16 protein-coding genes and 1 tRNA gene are annotated in these 18,435 nt (G+C 69.5%); 9 read left to right on the forward strand and 8 right to left on the reverse strand.

Annotated features, from left to right (window positions below):
* The first annotated feature begins 61 nt into the window (after positions 1 to 61).
* The 6 genes from ehuB (at position 62) to GAS53_RS06485 (ending at position 4,391) form a co-directional block, all read left to right on the forward strand.
* On the forward strand, positions 62 to 988 hold the full coding sequence (ehuB, locus tag GAS53_RS06460) for an ectoine/hydroxyectoine ABC transporter substrate-binding protein EhuB (RefSeq protein WP_151476472.1): 927 nt from the start codon (positions 62 to 64) through the stop codon (positions 986 to 988).
* The gene (ehuC, locus tag GAS53_RS06465) at positions 985 to 1,710 is read left to right on the forward strand and encodes an ectoine/hydroxyectoine ABC transporter permease subunit EhuC (RefSeq protein ID WP_151476473.1); all 726 of its coding nucleotides are present in this window, start codon (positions 985 to 987) and stop codon (positions 1,708 to 1,710) included. Before ehuB ends, ehuC begins: the two co-directional genes overlap by 4 nt.
* Positions 1,710 to 2,360, forward strand: a complete 651-nt coding sequence (gene ehuD, locus GAS53_RS06470) for an ectoine/hydroxyectoine ABC transporter permease subunit EhuD (RefSeq protein WP_151476474.1) — start codon at positions 1,710 to 1,712, stop codon at positions 2,358 to 2,360. The genes ehuC and ehuD overlap by 1 nt, the downstream gene beginning before the upstream one ends.
* Positions 2,361 to 2,370: 10 nt before the next feature.
* On the forward strand, positions 2,371 to 3,180 hold the full coding sequence (ehuA, locus tag GAS53_RS06475) for an ectoine/hydroxyectoine ABC transporter ATP-binding protein EhuA (protein WP_151476475.1): 810 nt from the start codon (positions 2,371 to 2,373) through the stop codon (positions 3,178 to 3,180).
* 257 nt (positions 3,181 to 3,437) lie between these two features.
* The gene (locus GAS53_RS06480; protein ID WP_151476476.1) at positions 3,438 to 4,196 is read left to right on the forward strand and encodes an IclR family transcriptional regulator; all 759 of its coding nucleotides are present in this window, start codon (positions 3,438 to 3,440) and stop codon (positions 4,194 to 4,196) included.
* Positions 4,197 to 4,317: 121 nt separating this feature from the next.
* A tRNA-Lys gene (locus tag GAS53_RS06485) sits at positions 4,318 to 4,391 on the forward strand.
* A gap of 118 nt (positions 4,392 to 4,509) precedes the next feature.
* Here GAS53_RS06485 and GAS53_RS06490 read toward each other — a convergent pair.
* From GAS53_RS06490 to GAS53_RS06530, 8 genes are all read right to left on the reverse strand, one after another.
* Positions 4,510 to 5,163: a response regulator gene (locus tag GAS53_RS06490; protein ID WP_151476477.1), complete on the reverse strand. Its 654-nt coding sequence runs from the start codon at positions 5,161 to 5,163 to the stop codon at positions 4,510 to 4,512.
* The gene (locus tag GAS53_RS06495) at positions 5,148 to 6,548 is read right to left on the reverse strand and encodes a sensor histidine kinase (protein ID WP_225858779.1); all 1,401 of its coding nucleotides are present in this window, start codon (positions 6,546 to 6,548) and stop codon (positions 5,148 to 5,150) included. Before GAS53_RS06495 ends, GAS53_RS06490 begins: the two co-directional genes overlap by 16 nt.
* A gap of 142 nt (positions 6,549 to 6,690) precedes the next feature.
* Positions 6,691 to 8,355 (reverse strand): AMP-binding protein, encoded by a 1,665-nt coding sequence (locus tag GAS53_RS06505; RefSeq protein ID WP_151476478.1) that lies wholly within the window; start codon positions 8,353 to 8,355, stop codon positions 6,691 to 6,693.
* Positions 8,356 to 8,423: 68 nt separating this feature from the next.
* Complete coding sequence (locus tag GAS53_RS06510; protein ID WP_225858780.1) at positions 8,424 to 8,957, reverse strand: hypothetical protein; 534 nt, start codon at positions 8,955 to 8,957, stop codon at positions 8,424 to 8,426.
* A 118-nt stretch (positions 8,958 to 9,075) separates the two neighbouring features.
* Entirely contained in the window at positions 9,076 to 9,681 is a 606-nt protein-coding gene (locus GAS53_RS06515; RefSeq protein WP_151476479.1) for a lytic polysaccharide monooxygenase auxiliary activity family 9 protein, read from the reverse strand.
* A gap of 124 nt (positions 9,682 to 9,805) precedes the next feature.
* Positions 9,806 to 10,480 (reverse strand): nucleoside/nucleotide kinase family protein, encoded by a 675-nt coding sequence (locus tag GAS53_RS06520; protein WP_151476480.1) that lies wholly within the window; start codon positions 10,478 to 10,480, stop codon positions 9,806 to 9,808.
* The gene (locus GAS53_RS06525) at positions 10,467 to 11,624 is read right to left on the reverse strand and encodes an SPFH domain-containing protein (protein ID WP_151476481.1); all 1,158 of its coding nucleotides are present in this window, start codon (positions 11,622 to 11,624) and stop codon (positions 10,467 to 10,469) included. The genes GAS53_RS06520 and GAS53_RS06525 overlap by 14 nt, the downstream gene beginning before the upstream one ends.
* A gap of 71 nt (positions 11,625 to 11,695) precedes the next feature.
* Positions 11,696 to 13,081, reverse strand: a complete 1,386-nt coding sequence (locus tag GAS53_RS06530; protein ID WP_151476482.1) for a peptidoglycan-binding protein — start codon at positions 13,079 to 13,081, stop codon at positions 11,696 to 11,698.
* 355 nt (positions 13,082 to 13,436) lie between these two features.
* On the opposite strand from GAS53_RS06530, the gene GAS53_RS06535 reads away from it, so the two are divergent.
* The 3 genes from GAS53_RS06535 (at position 13,437) to GAS53_RS06545 (ending at position 18,381) form a co-directional block, all read left to right on the forward strand.
* Positions 13,437 to 14,147, forward strand: a complete 711-nt coding sequence (locus tag GAS53_RS06535) for a FadR/GntR family transcriptional regulator (RefSeq protein ID WP_151476483.1) — start codon at positions 13,437 to 13,439, stop codon at positions 14,145 to 14,147.
* 323 nt (positions 14,148 to 14,470) lie between these two features.
* Positions 14,471 to 16,447, forward strand: coding sequence for a glycosyltransferase family 2 protein (locus GAS53_RS06540; protein ID WP_151476484.1), 1,977 nt, complete (start codon positions 14,471 to 14,473; stop codon positions 16,445 to 16,447).
* Entirely contained in the window at positions 16,444 to 18,381 is a 1,938-nt protein-coding gene (locus tag GAS53_RS06545; RefSeq protein WP_151476485.1) for a radical copper oxidase GlxA, read from the forward strand. Before GAS53_RS06540 ends, GAS53_RS06545 begins: the two co-directional genes overlap by 4 nt.
* Positions 18,382 to 18,435 lie beyond the last annotated feature (54 nt).

Raw genomic sequence — 18,435 nt, forward strand, 5'->3', positions numbered from 1 at the left:
GCCGTAACAGGGGCGCAAACTGATCCGCATAACTCGCATGGTCCCGGGTAGCCGCGCGCCCATGGCTCCACCACTTGGGAACGACGCGAAGGAAGCTTCGGCAGAAGTAGGGAAACGCGGTCCGAGCCGCCGGTCACTGCTGGCCGGCGTCGCGGCGCTGGGCGCGCTCGGCGCCGCGGGTTGCAGCCGTGTGGCCACGGCGTCGGGTACGGAGGGCGGTGATCTCCTGGACCGGCTGAAGGCCCAGGGTGTCGTACGCCTCGGTATCGCCGGCGAGATCCCCTTCGGATACATCGACAAGAACGGAGAGCTCACCGGCGAGGCCCCGGAACTCGCGAAGGTCATCTTCAAACGGCTGGGGGTGGACAGCGTCCAGCCCGTGCCCACGGAGTTCGGCTCGCTGATCCCCGGCCTGAACTCCCAGCAGTTCGACGTCGTCGCCGCCGGGATGTACATCAACGCCGAGCGCTGCGAACAGGTGATCTTCTCCGATCCTGACTACCAGATGCTCGACGCCTTCATCGTGCGCAAGGGCAACCCGAAGAACCTGCACGACTACAAGGACGTCGTGGAGTCCAAGGCCAAGTTCGCGACCGGCACCGGCTACGCGGAGATCCAGTACGCGGTCGACGCCGGGTACAAGGAGAGCGACATCCTGATCGTCCCCGACCAGGTCGCGGGACTGAACGCCGTGGAGGCGGGCCGTGTCGACGTCTTCGCCGGCACGGCGCTGACCACCCGCGAGGTCGTCAAGAAGTCCGCCAGTACCGAGGTGACCGAGCCGTTCGCCCCTCTCGTGGACGGCAAGCCGCACGTCGACGGCGGCGGCTTCGCGTTCCGCCCGACCGAGACGAAGCTGCGGGACGCCTTCAACGTCGAGCTCCACAAGATGAAGGAGAGCGGTGAGCTGTTCCGCGTCCTCAAGCCCTTCGGCTTCACAGAGAAAGAGATGACCGATATGACCGCGAAGGAGTTGTGCGGCGGATGACATCGGGACTCTGGGAACTGGTACTGAAGGGGATCTGGATCACCGTCCAGCTGCTGTTCTTCAGCGCACTGCTGGGCGGGGTCGTCTCCTTCGTGGTGGGCATCGCACGCACTCACAGGCTGTGGATCGTCCGCTTCCTCGCGGGCTTCTACACCGAGGTGTTCCGCGGTACCTCGGCGCTGATCATGATCTTCTGGGTGTTCTTCGTGCTGCCGCCCGCCTTCGGCTGGCAGCTGGTCCCGATGTGGGCGGGCACACTCGCGCTGGGGCTGACCTACGGGGCGTACGGCTCCGAGATCGTGCGCGGCGCCCTGAACTCCGTCGACCCGGCGCAGCGCGAGGGCGGTATCGCACTGAGCTTCACGCCCATGCAGCGGATGCGGCTGATCCTGCTGCCGCAGGCGGTGCCGGAGATGATCCCGCCCTTCTCGAACCTGCTGGTCGAGCTGCTCAAGGGCACGGCCCTGGTCTCGATCATGGGCATGGGCGATCTGGCGTTCAGCGGCAACCTGGTGCGGCTCGCACTGCAGGAGAGCGCGGAGATCTACACGTACATCCTGCTGATCTACTTCGTGATCGCCTTCCTGCTCACGCGGATCATGCGCGGTCTGGAGAAGCGGCTGAAGGCCGGGATCGGCAAGGCGCCTGAGCGTCGCGGCAAGCTCGCGATGCCCCGGCCGGAGACCACGGGCGTCGGCGCCGGCGCCGGAGGTGGTGCCTGATGAAGTGGGACTGGGACGCGGTCGGCGACTTCATGCCGCACTTCTGGGACGGACTGCTGGTCACCCTGCAGGCCCTGGTGCTCGGCTCGCTGATCTCCTTCGCCCTCGGCCTGGTGTGGGCGCTGCTGATGCGGGCGCCGAGCCGCTGGGTGCGCTGGCCGGTGGGGGTCGTCACGGAGTTCATCCGGAACACCCCGCTGCTGGTGCAGCTGTTCTTCCTGTTCTACGTGCTGCCCGAGTGGGAGATCACGTTCTCCGCGATGACCACCGGTGTCGTCGCCATCGGGCTGCACTACTCGACGTACACGATGCAGGTCTACCGGGCCGGTATCGAGGGCGTGCCGGCCGGCCAGTGGGAAGCGGCCACGGCACTGAACCTGCCCATGCGGCGCACCTGGACCGCGGTGATCCTGCCGCAGGCGATCCGCCGCGTGGTGCCCGCGCTGGGCAACTACGTCATCTCGATGCTCAAGGACACACCCCTGCTGATGGCGATCACCGTCCTCGACATGCTCGGCGAGGCGCGGCTGTTCGCGCAGCAGAACTTCCAGTTCACCGAGCCGCTCACGGTCATCGGTGTGGCCTTCATCCTCATTTCCTATCCGGCTTCCCTCCTCATGCGAGCCCTGGAGCGACGTCTTGTCCGCTGACACGCCTTTGATGAAAGATCCCGACGCCAACTCCGACGCCAATCCGGCGGCGGACGGCAGTGAGCTGATCCGGTTCGACAAGGTCACCAAGCGCTTCGGCGCCAACACGGTCCTCGACGAGCTCGACTTCTCCGTCGCGCCCGGCAAGCACGTCACGCTGATCGGCCCGTCCGGCTCCGGCAAGACGACGATCCTGCGCCTGCTGATGACCCTGACGAAGCCCGACGAGGGCACGATCAAGGTCAACGGCGACTACCTCTACCACCAGGAGAAGGACGGCAAGCTGGTCCCGGCCGGCGAGAAGCACATCCGCGAGGTCCGCAAGAACATCGGGATGGTCTTCCAGCAGTTCAACCTCTTCCCCAACATGAAGGTGCTGCGCAACATCACCGAGGCGCCGGTCACCGTGCTCGGCATGTCCAAGGACGCGGCCGAGGAGCGGGCCCGCGAGCTGCTCGAACTGGTGGGGCTGACCGAGCACATCGACAAGTACCCGAGCCAGCTCTCCGGCGGCCAGCAGCAGCGTGTCGCGATCGCGCGCGCCCTGGCGATGCGGCCGCAGGTGCTGCTGCTCGACGAGGTGACCTCGGCGCTCGACCCCGAGCTGGTCGCGGGCGTCCTCGACGTGCTGCGGGACATCGCCCGCACCACCGACATCACGATGCTCTGTGTGACCCACGAGATGAACTTCGCCCGGGACATCTCGGACCAGGTGCTGATGTTCGACTCGGGGCGCGTCCTGGAGGCCGGGGTGCCGGAGAAGATCTTCGGTGATCCGGATCACGAGCGGACACGGGAGTTCCTCGGCGCGGTGCTGTAGGCCCTTCTTGAAGCACCTCTTGAGGCACTTCAAGAGGTGCTTCAAGAAATGAAGACGGCAAGGTCCGAGGCCGGGCCGCCGGGGCATGACTTTGGCATATGCCAGAGAAATGCACCGCTGTTGAGGGGACTGGAATGCGCCACCAATCTCGCCAACAGCCCCTCCCCGTCCGCCTCTTGGCGGTTATCGTGGAGGGGGCCCGGCCGTCCGGGCTGCGTTGATGTGAAAGCCGGGCCAGAAAGCGCAGGGGGACAACCGTGGCGCTGAAGCACGAGCCGACCGCGCCGTACCACTCGGCCCAGGACGCCCTGCGCGTCCTGGAAACCGTGGCGCGGCACACAAGCGGCGTCACCGACGTCGAACTCGCCCGCCTCACCGGCCTCGGCACCGAGCGCCTGACCGCCCTCCTGCGGATGCTGCGCCGCGAGGGGTACGTCGAGCAGGTCGCCGACGGGGCGTACGTCACCGGCGCCGCGCTCAGCAGGCTCGGTTCCGCACATGGCCGGGACCAGGCCCTGCGCGCCCAGCTCCAGCGGAACCTCGACCGGCTGCGCGACTCGGTCGGCGCCGCCGTCTACATCAGCCGGTACGTCGACGGCGAGATCCACGTCACCCAGTGCGCCGAGGGCCCGAGCACCCCGGCGGTCAACGAGTGGGTGGACTTCCGCTCCTCGGCCCACGCGAGCGCGATAGGCAAGAGCCTGCTCGGCCAGCTCGACCTCAACGGCCGCCGTGATCACCTCTCCCGCCACAAGATGGCCCGCCTCACCTCGCGCACCATCACGAACGAGCGGGTGTTCCTGTCCCGGCTCGACGCCCAGGCACCCACCGTGCCCGTGCTCGACCTCCAGGAGTACGCGGTCGGCACGGTCTGCGCGGCGGTCCCCATCACGGCCGGCTCTGCCGTGGGCTGCCTCGCCCTCTCGCTCCCGGTGGCCGACGCCCACCGGCTGCGCGACGCCGCGGACAGGCTGAACCAGGGCGCGGCACCGGTACTGCTCTCCCTCGCGATCTGAGGCCGTGCCCGAGCGGCCGGTCCCAAGTGGTCCGGAGCACATTCGCGCGGTCCGGAGCACCCCTGCGGACCGGGTAGTATTTTCTCTGTCGCCAGCCGCGAAAGCGGTCGGCGAGAGTCATGCGCCGCTAGCTCAGTTGGTTAGAGCAGCTGACTCTTAATCAGCGGGTCCGGGGTTCGAGTCCCTGGCGGCGCACAAAGTCGATGGCGAGGCGTGTTCGCGGAAAGCGCGAACCACCCGCCATCGTCGTTTCTGCGCGGTTTCGCCGCGCCCAGCGGGGCTCCGCCACCCGCCCCCTGCGCCGGGGCCGGGCTCAGCCCCGGAGGTAGGCCAGCACGGCCAGCACCCGCCGATGCGTGTCCTCCGCCGGCGGCAGGTCCAGCTTTCCCAGGATGTTCCCGATGTGCTTGCCGACGGCGGCCTCGGTGACGACCAGCTCACGGGCGATCGCCCCGTTCGACTTCCCCTCGGCGACCAGTCCGAGCACCTCCCGCTCGCGCGGAGTCAGCGCGGCGAGCGGATCGCGCCGCCGCCGCAGCAGCTGCCGTACGACCTCGGGATCGACGACCGTGCCACCGGCCGCCACCCGCTCCACCGCCTCCGCGAACTGCTCGACCTGCCCGATCCGGTCCTTCAGCAGATAGCCGACGCCGGTGCCGTCGCCGGTGTCCAACAGCTCGGCGGCATACGCCCGTTGGACGTACTGGCTGAGCACGAGCACCGGCAGGGTGGGCCGTTCGGCGCGCAGCGCGAGCGCCGCCCGCAGGCCCTCGTCCTGGAATCCGGGCGGCATCCGTACGTCGGTGACGACGAGTCCGGGGTCGTACGCCGCCACGGCCTCGACGAGCGCGTCCGCGTCCCCGACCGCCGCCACGACCTCGTGCCCGAACCGCTCCAGCACGCCCACGAGCCCCTCGCGCAACAGCACGCTGTCCTCGGCGAGCACGATCCTCAACGACTCGGGCAAGGAATCTCCAGACGCAGAACGGTCGGCCCGCCGGCCGGGCTGGTGACGGTCAGTGTGCCATCGAGGACGGCGAGCCGGTCGGCGAGCCCGGTGAGCCCGCTCCCGGCGGCCGGGTCGGCCCCGCCGCACCCGTCGTCCCGTACGCCGATGAGCAGCCGCCCGTCCTGGTACGAGCCGTCGATCCGGGCCCGCGTCGCCCCGCTGTGCTTGCCCACGTTGGCGAGGGCCTCGCGGACCGCGAAGTACGCGGCGGACTCGACGGATTCGGCGAACCGGGGCAGTTCGAGGGACACCTCGACGGGTACGGGCGACCGGTCGGCGGCGTCGGCGATCGCGTCCGCGAGCCCGTAGTCGGCGAGCACCTGCGGATGGATGCCGTGGATCAACTCCCGCAGCTCACCGAGGACTTGGCCCGCCTCCTCGTGCGCGGCGGCGAGCTGCCCGGCCAGCGCGGGCGGCGCGTCGAGGCGGGCGAGGCCCAGCGTCATCGACAGGGCGACCAGCCGCTGCTGTGCCCCGTCGTGCAAGTCCCGCTCAATGCGCCGCCGTTCGGCGTCGAAGGCCGCGACCAGCCGGGCCCGCGACCGCGTCACCTCCGCGAGCCGCCGCTCGGTCTCGGCCTCGCGCGGGGCGAGCAGCAGCCGGGCGAACGCGGCGCGGGCACGGGCGTACAGGGTGAGCGGCCACAGCAGGGCGAGGAGGAGTACGAGTCCGGCGGCGGCGCAGACGGCGGCCTGCGGGTAGCTGTCGATCAGCCAGAGCTTGACGATGCGGGTGTCGCCGCTGGTGTCCGCCGAGACCGCGAGCTGCACCGGCGCCCCGATCATGGCGCCGGGCACGGCCAACGCGAAGGCCAGGACCAGCAGGTCGAGCGGCCACAGCACGAACGCGAGCAGCACGGCGTAGGCCAGTTCGCGCCAGGTCGCCTGCTCGGTCAGCCGGAGCCGGGCCCAGGCGGTGAGGCCGGGTTCCGGCGGAGTGCGGTGGGGGTCCGGCACGGTTGCCGGGCCTAAGCGGTCTCGGGAGGTGGGGTGCGTTCCCGCGTCGTTCGGTGCGGTGCATCGGCGTGCTGCCGCATCGCCCTCGTACTGGACGTACTTGGGTGATGCGGCAGTGCGGCGAGGTGCCGTGCCGGGCGGCGTGGGGGCGTGCCTCACTTCCCCGAGACCGCTTAGCAGCCGCAACCGCCACCGTTCGAGCGCCCCGACCGGTACGCCCGACAGCGCGAGCAGCACCAGCAGCGGCAGCCCGACGAGCACGACCGACAGCGCTGCCCCGACGACCCCGAGCACCAGCATGCCGACGAGCAGCGGCGCACCCACCAGCACCCCGCCGACGAGATACCCGGCCGCCCGCAGCGGGTTCCGCCCGCGAAAGTCGATCACGCGCCCACGGTAGGCGGCCGCCACCGGCCCGGACCATACGAGCAGCGGGTGTTCCGGGGGTATGCCCAGCCCTACCCGATCCCCATGCGAGCCCTGTCCCATCCCCGTCCCGTGCCCAGCCCTACCGCACGCCCGTCCCGTGTCACCTCGCCAGCAGTTCCTCCCGCCCCCGCGCCCGGTACTCGGCCTCCAGCCCCTCGACATCCGCGCCGCTCAGAAGCCGGTAGCCGGACTCCCCCGGCGGCCGCCACCACACCGGGTCCGCGCACCGGAAGCCCTCGCGTCGCAGCCCGACCCGGTGGATCTTGTTGGTTGCGGTGACCGGCATACGGTCGACGACCCGCACGAAGCGCGGTGCCATCTTGGTCCCCAAGTCCGCCTGGTCCAGCAGGAACTCGGCGAACCCGAGCGGGGCGAAGTCCGCCCCCTCCCGCAACGCGAGGGTCGCCATCACCTGGTCCCCGGCCACCGGATCCGGCACCGCGTAGACGGCCACGGCGGCGGCGTCCGCGTACCGGGCGAGGATGTTCTCGATCACCGCGGCGGCGAGGTTCTCGCTGTCGACGCGGAGCCGGTCGTCCGTCCGCCCCGCGAAGTACAGGAACCCGTCGGCGTCCCGGTAGAAGAGGTCCCCCGTCCAGTACCAGCCGTCGCGCCGCCGTGCCGCGTCGGCCGCCGGGTTGCGCCAGTACCCCTCGAAGGGGTTGGACCCGCGGTTCACCAACTCCCCTATCGCGTCACGCCCGTTGAGCAGCCGCCCGTCCGCCCCGAAGACCGCGGCGGGGCACTCCGCCCGGCTCACCGGATCGACCACTGCCAGGTCGTCACCGGGTGCCGCCCGCCCGATCGCCCCCTTCGGCGTGCCGGGCGTCCGCTGGATCGCCGCCCCGCCCTCCGACGACCCGTACCCCTCCACCAGCCGCACCCCGAACCGCTCCTCGAACGCGGCCGCGTCCACCGCTCCGGCCTCCGTCCCGAAGCCGAGGCGCAGCGGACTGTCCCGGTCGTCGGCGCGGGGCGGGGTCGCCAGGATGTACTGCACGGCCCGTCCGACGTAGGTGAAGTACGTGGCCCCGTACGCCCGTACGTCCGTCAGGAACCCCGAGGCCGAGAACCGTCGCCGCAGCGCGACGCCCGCGCCGGCCGCGAGGGCGGGTGCCCAGTCGGCGATCACGGCGTTGCCGTGGAACATCGGCATGCAGATGTAGTGCACGTCGTCCGCGCGCACCCCGAAGTGGTCGACCAGCGACCGCCCGGCCGCCGCGAGCCGCCCCTGCGAGCAGATCGCCGCCTTGGGCGCGCCGGTCGAGCCGGAGGTGAAGTACAGGAGGAGGCGGCTGTCCGGCGCGGCGGCCTTCGTCGGCTCGGGGCGCGCGTCCGCGTACGGCGCGAGCAGTTCCTCGTACTCCTCCGTGTCGGTCACCAGCAGTCGCACGCCTGGGAGTTCGAGCCCGTCGAGGAGCGGGAGGTGCGCCCGCTCGGTGACCAGGACCCGGCACTCGGTGTGCAGGATGTCGCGGGCGAGTTCGGGGCCGCGGCGGGTCGGGTTGATCCCGGCGACGGCGGCGCCCGCCAGGGCGGCTCCGCTCAACCACAGCGGATATTCGGGGGTGTTGTCGAGCAGCACGCCCACATGCGGCTCGGCGCCGGGCGGCAGCAGGTCACCCAACAGCGCGGCCCGCGCCGCCGCACCCGCGGCCACCTGGTGATGCGTCAGGGAGCGCTCCTCGAACCACAGCCCCGGCCGGTGGTCGCCCCACCGCTCCTGTACGAGTTCCGCGACGGTCCGCACGCTCTCGGCTCCCATGAGGGCGCACCATAATTGACGGAGCGTCAGATGTGGAGGGTCAGACGCGGAGCGTCAGACGCGGAAGGTCACGGCACCTTGTCGTACGGCATGTCGTCGAGCCCAGGGGGCTCGTCCACCTGGGTGCCGGAGGGTCCGTCGTCCATGAAGGAGTCGCCCGCCGACAAGACCTCGGCGTACGTGACCATGAAGCCGACGCAGAACAGCACGACCACCCCGAGGAACAGCAGGATGCCCACGGTGGCCGCCGTGTTCCTGACGCGGCTCGGCGTGTGGGCCGTGGCCTTCACCGTCTCGCCCTCGGAGTAGTGCACGACGACGATGTCGCCCTCGAGCGTCGTCCCTGGCCCGCCCTCCTCCTCGAAACGGATGGTGCGCCCGCCCCGGGCCGTGAACTCGTAGACGTGATGCAGGGTCGTGCGCACGGAGGAGTCGCCGCTGCCGCCGCTGGTCGTCGTGTACGTGCGCAGGCAACGCGCCTCGGCGGTCAGGCCGCTGTTCCAGGCCCGCCTGAGCTCCAGCGAGCGACGGATCACGCGGCTCGCCACGAAGAGGACCAAGGCCATGATCAGCACCGGTGCCCCGTAGAACATGAAGTCCATCGACAACCCCCGATGTTCGGTACAGCTCCACGCACGCCGTCATGGTCATGTCGACGTGCGTGGAACCTACCCGTGGGGGGTGCGGAAGAGCCTCAAGGGATGCTCAGAGGTCGGGCGTTCAGAACGTGACGTCCGAGCAGGCGTAGAACGCGTTCGCCGTGTCGGCGATCGTCCACACCGCGAGGATCACGTGGTGCCCGCTCCTGCCGCCGGGGACCGTGCCGCTGTGCGAGAGCGTGGACGGCGGGCGCTGGCCGTTGTAGGGGACGGTGAGGAACGGCGTGGTGTCCAGGTCCGAGCGGCTCAGCGCGTGGTTCTGGTTCCAGCCGTTCTTGGTGATGTAGTACTTGAAGTCGGTCGTGGCGTGCATGGCCGTGAACTGCCAGCGGAAGGTGTAGCTCTGCCCGCCGTTGACCTTGGTCGTCGGCCAGGCACCGCCGGACGGCGTCCTCGGCTGGTTGAGAGCACCGAAGTTGGCGTGGTTCGCCGAGCAGATCTGGCCGTCGGCGGGACCGGCCGCCGGGAAGCCCTTGGGCCCCTCGACACTCTGGGGCTCCCACTGGATGGCACCGCAGTTGGTCACGGTGCCGTTCTGGCAGAGCTTCTGCCGGCTGATGGGGAGGTCGGTGTAGCCGTGGCCGGTGGCACCGCCGCTGGAGAGCACGAACGCTCCCGTGGTGGCGAGCCCCACCACGGTGGCGTACCACTTCGTCTTTTTCCGCATGCTGCCGCTCCTGGAGAACGTGGGGGAAGTTCCGTGAGCTGTGCGTGCGCATCGCGATGCGTATGACGATGATTCAGGTCTAGACCAAGTTCCAGATTATTGCCGGTTGTTGGCTGTGTCCATATCAAAAAGAGGATGGGTCCATACCAATCGTGGTGAGGATTCGGTGGCAGCGGTCCCGCGACTTCTCCACGAGCTCCCCGTTCGGATCGTCGTTCGTCGCGACCCAGTCCCGCGCCTCCACCTCGTTCCTCCCACCTGCCAACTGCCGCTCCAACAGCCTCACTTGACGCACGTCCCCGGGCGCCTCCACGTACCAGCACTCCCCCATGAACACGTACGCGTCCCGCCACCCCGGCAGATCGCAGGCGAGGTAGTTCCCCTCGGTGACGACGAGCCGGGCGGCCGGGGGCACCACGTGCCGCGCCGCGACGGGCTCGTCGAGCGTGCGGTCGTAGTCCGGTACGTAGATGTCGCGGCCGGTCTCGTCGAGGACCCGGCGCAGCAGGTCGACGTACCCCCATACGTCGAAGCTCGGCTCGGAGCCCTTGCGGGCGGTCAGGCCGAGGCGCTCCAGCTGGGCGTTGGAGAGGTGGAAGCCGTCGAGCGGGAGATAGGCGGCCCCCTCCCCGAGGTGCGCGACCAGGGCGCGGGCGAGGGTCGACTTCCCGGCGCCGGGCGGACCCGCGAGGCCCAGCACGGCGCGCGGTGTGCCGTCGGTCAGGCTCCAGGCGTCCGAGGCGAGCTCGGACAGTGTGGGGCGTTCTCCAGCGGGCGTACGTCGGTCAGCGATCTCCATGTCCCGTATAGAACGCCACCGTCAGATCCTTCACCAGAGCCTTGCGCTCGTAGTCGTCGAGTTCGACGAGCCCGCGTACGGTCAGCCGGGTCACCGTGTCCTCGACGGAGTCGACGACCGAGGTGAGGACCTTGTCGCGGTGCTGGGCGTCCAGGGCCGCGATCCGGCGGCGCTGCATCACGGCGGCGACCTCGGGCGCGTACTCGACGCGGACCGGCTGCGCGGAGAACACCTGGAGGCCGACCGCCCCCGCGTCCGCGGCCACGATGCGGGTCAGCGAGTCGCTGACGGCCTCCGTGTTGCGCAGGGTCGCGGCGTCCGCGGCCCTGGGCGCACCCGGCGACACATCGGCGGGCAGCTGCGCGAGCACCCGGGCGAGCGCCGCCTCGACGCACTCGCGCAGATACCGCTGGTGGTCCTCGACGCCGAGCGCGGCGCGGGCGGTGTCCTTCACCCGCCAGACGACGAGCACGACGACGCGCAGCGCGACCCCGTTCGCGTCGACCGCGGGCATCGGATCGCTGCGCCAGTGCCGCAGGCGTACGTCGATCCGGCGGCGCAGCAGCAGCGGGTTCACCCACATCAGCCCGGTGCGGCGGACCGTGCCCCGGTAGCGGCCGAAGAGGCCGAGCACCCAGGCGCGTCCGGTGCGGCCGCGGGCCAGCCCGCCGAACCCGAACAGGCCGAGCGCCCCGGACCCGGCGAGCGCCGCCCACTGCGGTCCGCGCAGCCCGGCACCCGTGTGCGTCGGCAGCCCCAGCGCGTCCACGGCGAGCGCCGGCAGTACGCCCGCCCACCACGACGCCAGCACACAGCCGGCCGCACCGACCGTTCCGGCCAGCACCCCGGCCGCGCCCGGCAGTACGCGTGCGGGCCGCTCCACCAGGTCGGGGTCGACCTCGGGCACCGGCCGCGGTTTCACCGGGGCGGATGCGCGCCGGGGGACCCGCGGCTGCTCGCCCGTGCCCCGCCGCCGGCTCACGACGGCGGGCGCGAGCGGTACGGACACCGGCTCGGGCTCGTCGCGGAACAGCAGGTGGACCGGGATCTCGGTGGTCGCCTCGTTGTGGATGAGCCGCGCCCCGCGGCCACCCGCCTCTGGGGTCCCCTCGAACTCCGGGGACTGTGAAGTCGTCGTGGTCATACGTGCCTCCGTGCCTCCGCGCCAGGAAGAACTGCCAAGAGAGAGGTGCCGTCAGGGGCCGTCGAGAGCCCTCAGGAGAAGAGCCGCCGCCACGTCTCGGGCCCCGGGTAACCGTCCGCCGCCCCGCCGCGCCACCCCTGCGCGCGCTGGAACGCCTCGACGTTGCGCCGGTCGCCCTCGCCCCAGCGCGGCCCCGGACCCTGCGTGTAGTACTTGCCGAACCCCTTCCTCACCAGCTGCTTCCCGAGCTGGGTGACGTATGTGTTGCTGGCCCCGGGCCGGAACAGCGCCCGCCCGGGATAGCCGGCGACGCCGTGCGAGGCGACGCCTCCGGCCGGGGGCAGTGCGGGGGTGCCCGGGCTCCCGCCGCTCGCGACCCTGATGTCGCGGCCCTTCCCGTTCACCAGGTACGACCAGGTCGTCGGCCCCGGAAACCCGTTCGCGTCGGCCCCGGTCCAGCCCTGCGCCCGCTGGAACGCCTGGGTCGCCCGCCGGTCCGCCTCCGACCAGCGCGGCCCGGGCCCCGCCGAGTAGTACGCGCCGGCACCTCGCGCGACGAGCATCCGCCCCAGCCGGGTCACGTTCGCGTTGTTCGCCCCGGGCCCGAAGGCGGCCGCGCCCGGGTAGGCGGCTGTGGCCGGATCCGTCGCTGGAGACGCCGGAGACGCCGGGAACTTGACGGGGGTCGCCGGGGTTTTCGGGTCGGCGGGGGAAGCCGGGTCCGAACCTCCCGTCCCCGTCCTCACCCCTTTGTACTGGTAGGCCAGATAGCGGTCGGAATGGCTCCAGTAGGCGTAAGGAGTGGCCTGCCTGCGGGTGTGCGGGCGGGTCTGCTCGTACGCGAGGTAATGGCTCCGCGTGTAATCCGTCCAGCCGCCGAAAATCACAACGTGCGACCCTTTTTCGGGGTCCGCCGGGTTGTGGAACAGCAGAATGTCCCCGGGCTGGAGCTGGTCCTTGGAAATGCGGACGCCGTACGTGTGGAGGCTGCCCGTCCACTCGTTCCCGCCGAGGTTCCAGGCCATCGAGACATAGCCCGAGCAGTCCTGGCGGTAGCCGTCGGACCAGTACTCGCTCATGCTGTACGGCACCGCCGCCTCGACCCACACCTTGGCCCGGTTGATGATCTCGGCCCGGGTCGTCGGGGGCGCCTTGACCTTGGCCGGAACACCTCCCGGCCCGTGCAGCGGGGCCTTGCCGCCCTGCGGTGTGTCGGGCTCGTCAGCCGTGGGAACGCCGGGCCGCTGCGGGGCGTGCGCGGCGGCGACGGCCACCGCCGCGTGCCCCGCGCCGAGCGCCGTGCCCGCGGCGGCCGCGAGCACGAGCGCGCGGTGGGCCGCCGGGTGCCCGCCGATTCCGCCGGCCGCCGAATGCGGCAGGACGCGCCGCCAGTGCTTGCATCCGGGGCATTCACAGCCGCTCTCGGGATCGAATTCCTCGAATACCGGAGCTGCCATGCGATTCCCCTCACACTCCAGGTGGAAATGTCCGCGCTTCTGCACGTCCGTCAGTTTCTCAACTGTCACCGGGTGTCGCATGTTGACGGTCCGAATGATGTAAAGGGGGGTGCGGGTGCCTCCGGCGGGTCGGTGGTCGGCTGCGAGTGAGTGGGGGTTGCTCGCGCAGTTCCCCGCGCCCCTATCGGGGCCGGGGTGCGGCCCGATCCCCGCAGACGACGCCCCGGTCCCGGCCACCCAGCCACCTCAGGGGCGCGGGGAACTGCGCGACCAGCCCCCACCCACCCGCACCAGGAACACAACCCGTAACAACACGAGCCGCCGAACCGCCGGAGGCTACGGCTACCCTCTCGCCATGGCGCGCGACCTTCAGGAGCGGATCAAGAAGCTCATCATTGACCGACGGCTGCCCTCGGGTGCCGTACTGCCGACCGAGCCCGAGCTCATGGAGCTGCTCGGCGCCAGCCGGAACTCCGTGCGCGAGGCCCTGAAGGCGCTCCAGGCGATGGGCATCGTCGAGATCCGGCACGGCTTCGGCACGTATGTCGGTCCGATGTCCATGGCGCCGATGATCGAGGGCCTCGCCTTCCGCACGGTCGCCGGGCACTACCGCGGCGAGGACAGCCTGCTCCAGCTCCTTCAGCTGCGCGAGGCCGTGGAGACCGGGCTGATCACCCGTCTCGCGGGCCGGGTCCCGGCGGAGGACCTCACCGAACTGGACGCCCTGGTCGACCGTATGGGGGCGGAGGCCGCCGCGGGCACCGGCCTCGCCGAGACCGACCGCGCCTTTCACGCCACCCTCTACCGGGGCATGGGGAACCTCCTCCTGAGCGAGCTCCTGGAGGCGTTCTGGGACGCCTTCCACCGCGTACGCACGGATCTCGTGGAGCTGCCGCAGGATCCGAAGATCACCTGCCGGCAGCACCGGGAGATCCTCGACGCGGTGCGATCCGGCGATGCGATCAGGGCTGAGGACGCCATAAGAGAACACTTCGGCAACATCCGTAGACGCTTGACCGCAACGGCACCGAACGAGACCATCAGGCACCCCAATGAGCGCGTATGACCGGTAAACACCGCGTTTCGCATCTTGCGATCATGATGAATGACGTAGAACCCTGAACTTTGGTCTGCCAAGGGGCTGCGGTCACGGGGCAGTTGGGGGCTTGGAACCGGTTGCGTTCCGAGGCGGGGACAGGGGGCCCCGTTCATGAACGGATGTCGAGGGGGGCATCATGCAACCGTAGGGCCGGTGCGCCATGTCTATAGGGTATGTAGATGATGTGGTGGCGGGGGCCTGCTGTTGATGCGCCTGTGAATGTCTAGGGGGACATGAGTGGGCGAACGGAACAACGAGCACGCGCTGTTTCGCGTGTGGGGGGATGACTCATGACGTCGACGCCGACGGGCGCCCGGCAGAACTCCGATCCGTCCGAGACGACCCAGTTGAGGGTGCCGTCACAGACTCGGACCGGGAGCTTCCGGAGAATCAAGAAGAATCTGCCGAGATACGACTACGAGCACTACAGCCGGCTCGCTGGTCCTCTCACGCAGCCCGATCCGACGAAGCCGTACAAGGTGCAGTACCGCTCGCTGCTCTCGCAGGAGCCGCACCGGCTGCGCGCTGCCCTCATGCTGGGCGCCGCGCCGCTGCTGTCCCTCGTGCTGCTCGCCTGGCTGCTCCAGCCGACGCACTGGACCAAGCGCGACTACGTGCCCAACGCCTACCTCGAGCACCTCGATGTCGTGATGTTGATCTCGATCGGTCTGATCGAGCTGTTCCGTTGCATGAACGTGCTGTCCAACGCGCACGCCACCCTCGTCGCCCGCGACCCCATCCCGGTGGTCCCGGAGACCGGCACCAGAGTGGCGTTCCTCACCTCCTTCGTGCCCGGCAAGGAGCCGTTGGAGATGGTGACGAAGACCCTGGAAGCCGCGGTCAAGATCCGTCACCGCGGCCTCATGCATGTCTGGCTGCTCGACGAGGGCGACGACCCCGAGGTGAAGGCGGTCTGCGAGCGTCTGGGCGTGCACCACTTCTCCCGCAAGGGCGTCGCGAAGTGGAACCAGAAGAAGGGCCCGCACCGCGCCAAGACCAAGCACGGCAACTACAACGCGTGGCTGGACGCGCACGGCGACAACTACGACTACTTCGCCTCCGTCGACACCGACCACGTCCCGCTGCCCAACTACCTGGAGCGGATGCTCGGCTTCTTCCGCGACCCGAACGTCGGCTTCGTCATCGGCCCGCAGGTCTACGGCAACTACGACAACCCGATCACCAAGGCCGCCGAGTCGCAGCAGTTCCTGTTCCACGCGCTGATCCAGCGGGCCGGCAACCGGTACGGCTCGCCGATGTTCGTGGGCACCTCCAACGCCGTACGCATCACGGCGCTGAAGCAGATCGGCGGTCTGTACGACTCGATCACCGAGGACATGGCGACCGGCTTCGAGATCCACCGCCACAAGAACCCGGCGACGGGCAAGAAGTGGCGCTCGGTCTACACGCCGGACGTGCTGGCCGTCGGTGAGGGCCCGAGCGCCTGGACGGACTTCTTCACCCAGCAGATGCGCTGGTCGCGAGGGACGTACGAGACGATCCTCAAGCAGTACTGGAAGGGCTGGTACTCGCTGCCGCCGAGCAAGCTCTTCAACTACACGATGATGATCATCTTCTACCCGATGTCGGCCCTCAACTGGCTTCTGGCGGCGCTGAGCTGTGCGCTGTTCCTGGGCCTGGGCGCCTCGGGTGTGAACATCGACCCGGCGATCTGGCTGATGCTCTACGGCAACGCCTCCGCGCTGCAGATCGGCCTCTACGTCTGGAACCGCCGCCACAACGTCTCGCCGCACGAGCCGGAGGGCTCCGGCGGTGTGGCCGGCATGATCATGTCCGCGTTGTCGGCGCCGCTCTACGCGAAGGCGCTGATCGACTCCGTGCTGCGCCGCAAGAGCAAGTTCGTGGTCACCCCGAAGGGCGACTCCGCGAGCCCGGACCGCTGGTTCGCGACCTTCCGGTACCACTGGTACTTCATCGTGATCTTCGCCGCCTCGATCGCCGCCGGCTTCGTCTACGGCCACTCCCACCCGGCGATGATCATCTGGGCGTCGTTCGCGCTCCTCATCACCGCCTCGCCGATGTTCGCGTGGCGCTGGATGATGCGGCAGGAGAAGAAGGGGCGGAAGCACCGGCACGGTGACGCGCCCAAGGAGCCGCCGGCGCCCGCGCAGGACAGCCGGATTCCCCACCACCAGACCCAACAGCCTCCGTCCGCACCGCACACGCCCCAGCACAAGCCGAGCTGGGCGGCCGACGGAGGGAACGACCAGACCGTGCAGATTGCCCTTGGGGGACATAAGAAATGAAAGACGGTTCCAGCCGCCGCCGCGCCCGCCGCATCGCGATAGGTGCGGCGGTGGTGCTTGCGCTGGCCGGGATGAACGGACCCGCGCTCTACCGCTTCGGGTCGGACCAGTACCACGAGTACAAGATCAACAGACCCGAGTACAAGGCCGACAACGGCAAGTGGGACATCGTCGAGTTCCCCGAGGAGTACCGGCTCAACACCATCCACGCCGCGCTCCTGCACACCGGCAAGATCCTGCTGATCGCGGGCTCCGGCAACAACCAGGACAACTTCGACGCGAAGAAGTTCGACACCCGCGTCTGGGACCCGGTCAAGAACTCGATCAAGAAGGTCCCCACCCCGGCCGACCTGTTCTGCACGGGTCATACGCAGCTGCCCAACGGCAATCTGCTGATCGCGGGCGGCACGAAGCGCTACGAGAAGCTCAAGGGCGACGTCACCAAGGCCGGCGGCCTGATGATCGTCCACAACGAGAACCCGGACAGGCCGATCACCCTGCCCGCGGGCACCCGCTTCACGGGCAAGGAGAACGGCAAGACGTTCGAGTCGAAGGACCCGGTCGTCGTCGAGCGCGCGAAGAAGGTCTTCGACAAGGAGACCGGCAAGTTCCTGCGCAACGAGCCGGGCCTCGGCCGCATCTATGTCGAGGCGGAGAAGCGCGGCGCCAAGTACGAGACGGGCACGCAGGACAACTACCGGATCCAGGGCCTGTCGGGCGCCGACGCGCGCAACACGTACGGCATCGCCCAGAAGATCGCCCTCGACAAGAAGGACTTCCAGGGCATCAAGGACGCCTACGAGTTCGACCCGGTCGCCGAGAAGTACATCAAGGTCGACCCGATGAACGAGGCGCGTTGGTACCCGACGCTCACCACGCTGTCCGACGGCAAGATCCTCAGCCTCTCCGGCCTGGACGAGATCGGCCAGCTGGTGCCGGGCAAGAACGAGGTGTACGACCCGAAGACCAAGGAGTGGACGTACACCAAGGACGTCATGCAGTTCCCGACGTACCCGGCGATCTCCCTGATGCAGAACGGCAAGCTGTTCTACTCGGGCGCGAACGCCGGCTACGGCCCGGACGACGTCGGCCGTGACCCGGGCGTCTGGGACCTGAAGACGAACAAGTTCAAGAAGCTCTCGGGCATGTCCGACCCGAAGCTCCTGGAGACCGCGGGCACGGTGCTGCTGCCGCCCGCGCAGGACGAGAAGTACATGGTGATCGGCGGCGGCGGGGTCGGCGAGTCCAAGCTGTCCAGCAAGAAGACCCGCATCGTCGACCTGCTGGCGGACGACCCGAAGTTCGTGGACGGGCCCGACCTGGAGAAGGGCACCCGCTATCCGCAGTACTCGGTCCTGCCCGACGACAACGTGCTGGTGTCCGGCGGCTCCGAGGACTACCGCGGCCGCGGCGACTCCAACATCCTCCAGGCGCGGCTGTACGACTCGAAGAGCAACGAGTTCAAGCGCGTCGCCGACCCGCTGGTGGGCCGCAACTACCACTCGGGCTCGATCCTGCTGCCCGACGGCCGCGTGATGTTCTTCGGCTCGGACTCGCTCTACGCCGACAAGGCCAACACCAAGCCCGGCAAGTTCGAGCAGCGCGTCGAGATCTACACGCCGCCGTACCTCTACCAGGGCTCGCGGCCCACGCTCTCCGGAGGTCCGAAGACCATCGAGCGCGGCGATTCGGCGACGTTCTCCTCGCAGCACGCCTCGTCCATCAAGTCGGCCCGCCTGATCAGGCCGAGCGCGTCCACGCACGTCACCGACGTCGACCAGCGGTCCATCGCCCTGGACTTCGAGAAGAAGGGCAACGGCATAGAGGTCACCGTCCCGAAGAGCCGCAATCTGGTCCAGTCCGGCTGGTACATGCTGTTCGTGACGGACGACCAGGGCACCCCGAGCAAGGCCCAGTGGGTCAAGGTGCCCTGACCGCGACCGGGAGTTACCCGCTGACCCCCTGAGAGTCAGAGGACATCACGTAGA

Source organism: Streptomyces albicerus, from assembly GCF_008905045.1.
Classification (GTDB): Bacteria; Actinomycetota; Actinomycetes; order Streptomycetales; family Streptomycetaceae; genus Streptomyces; species Streptomyces albicerus.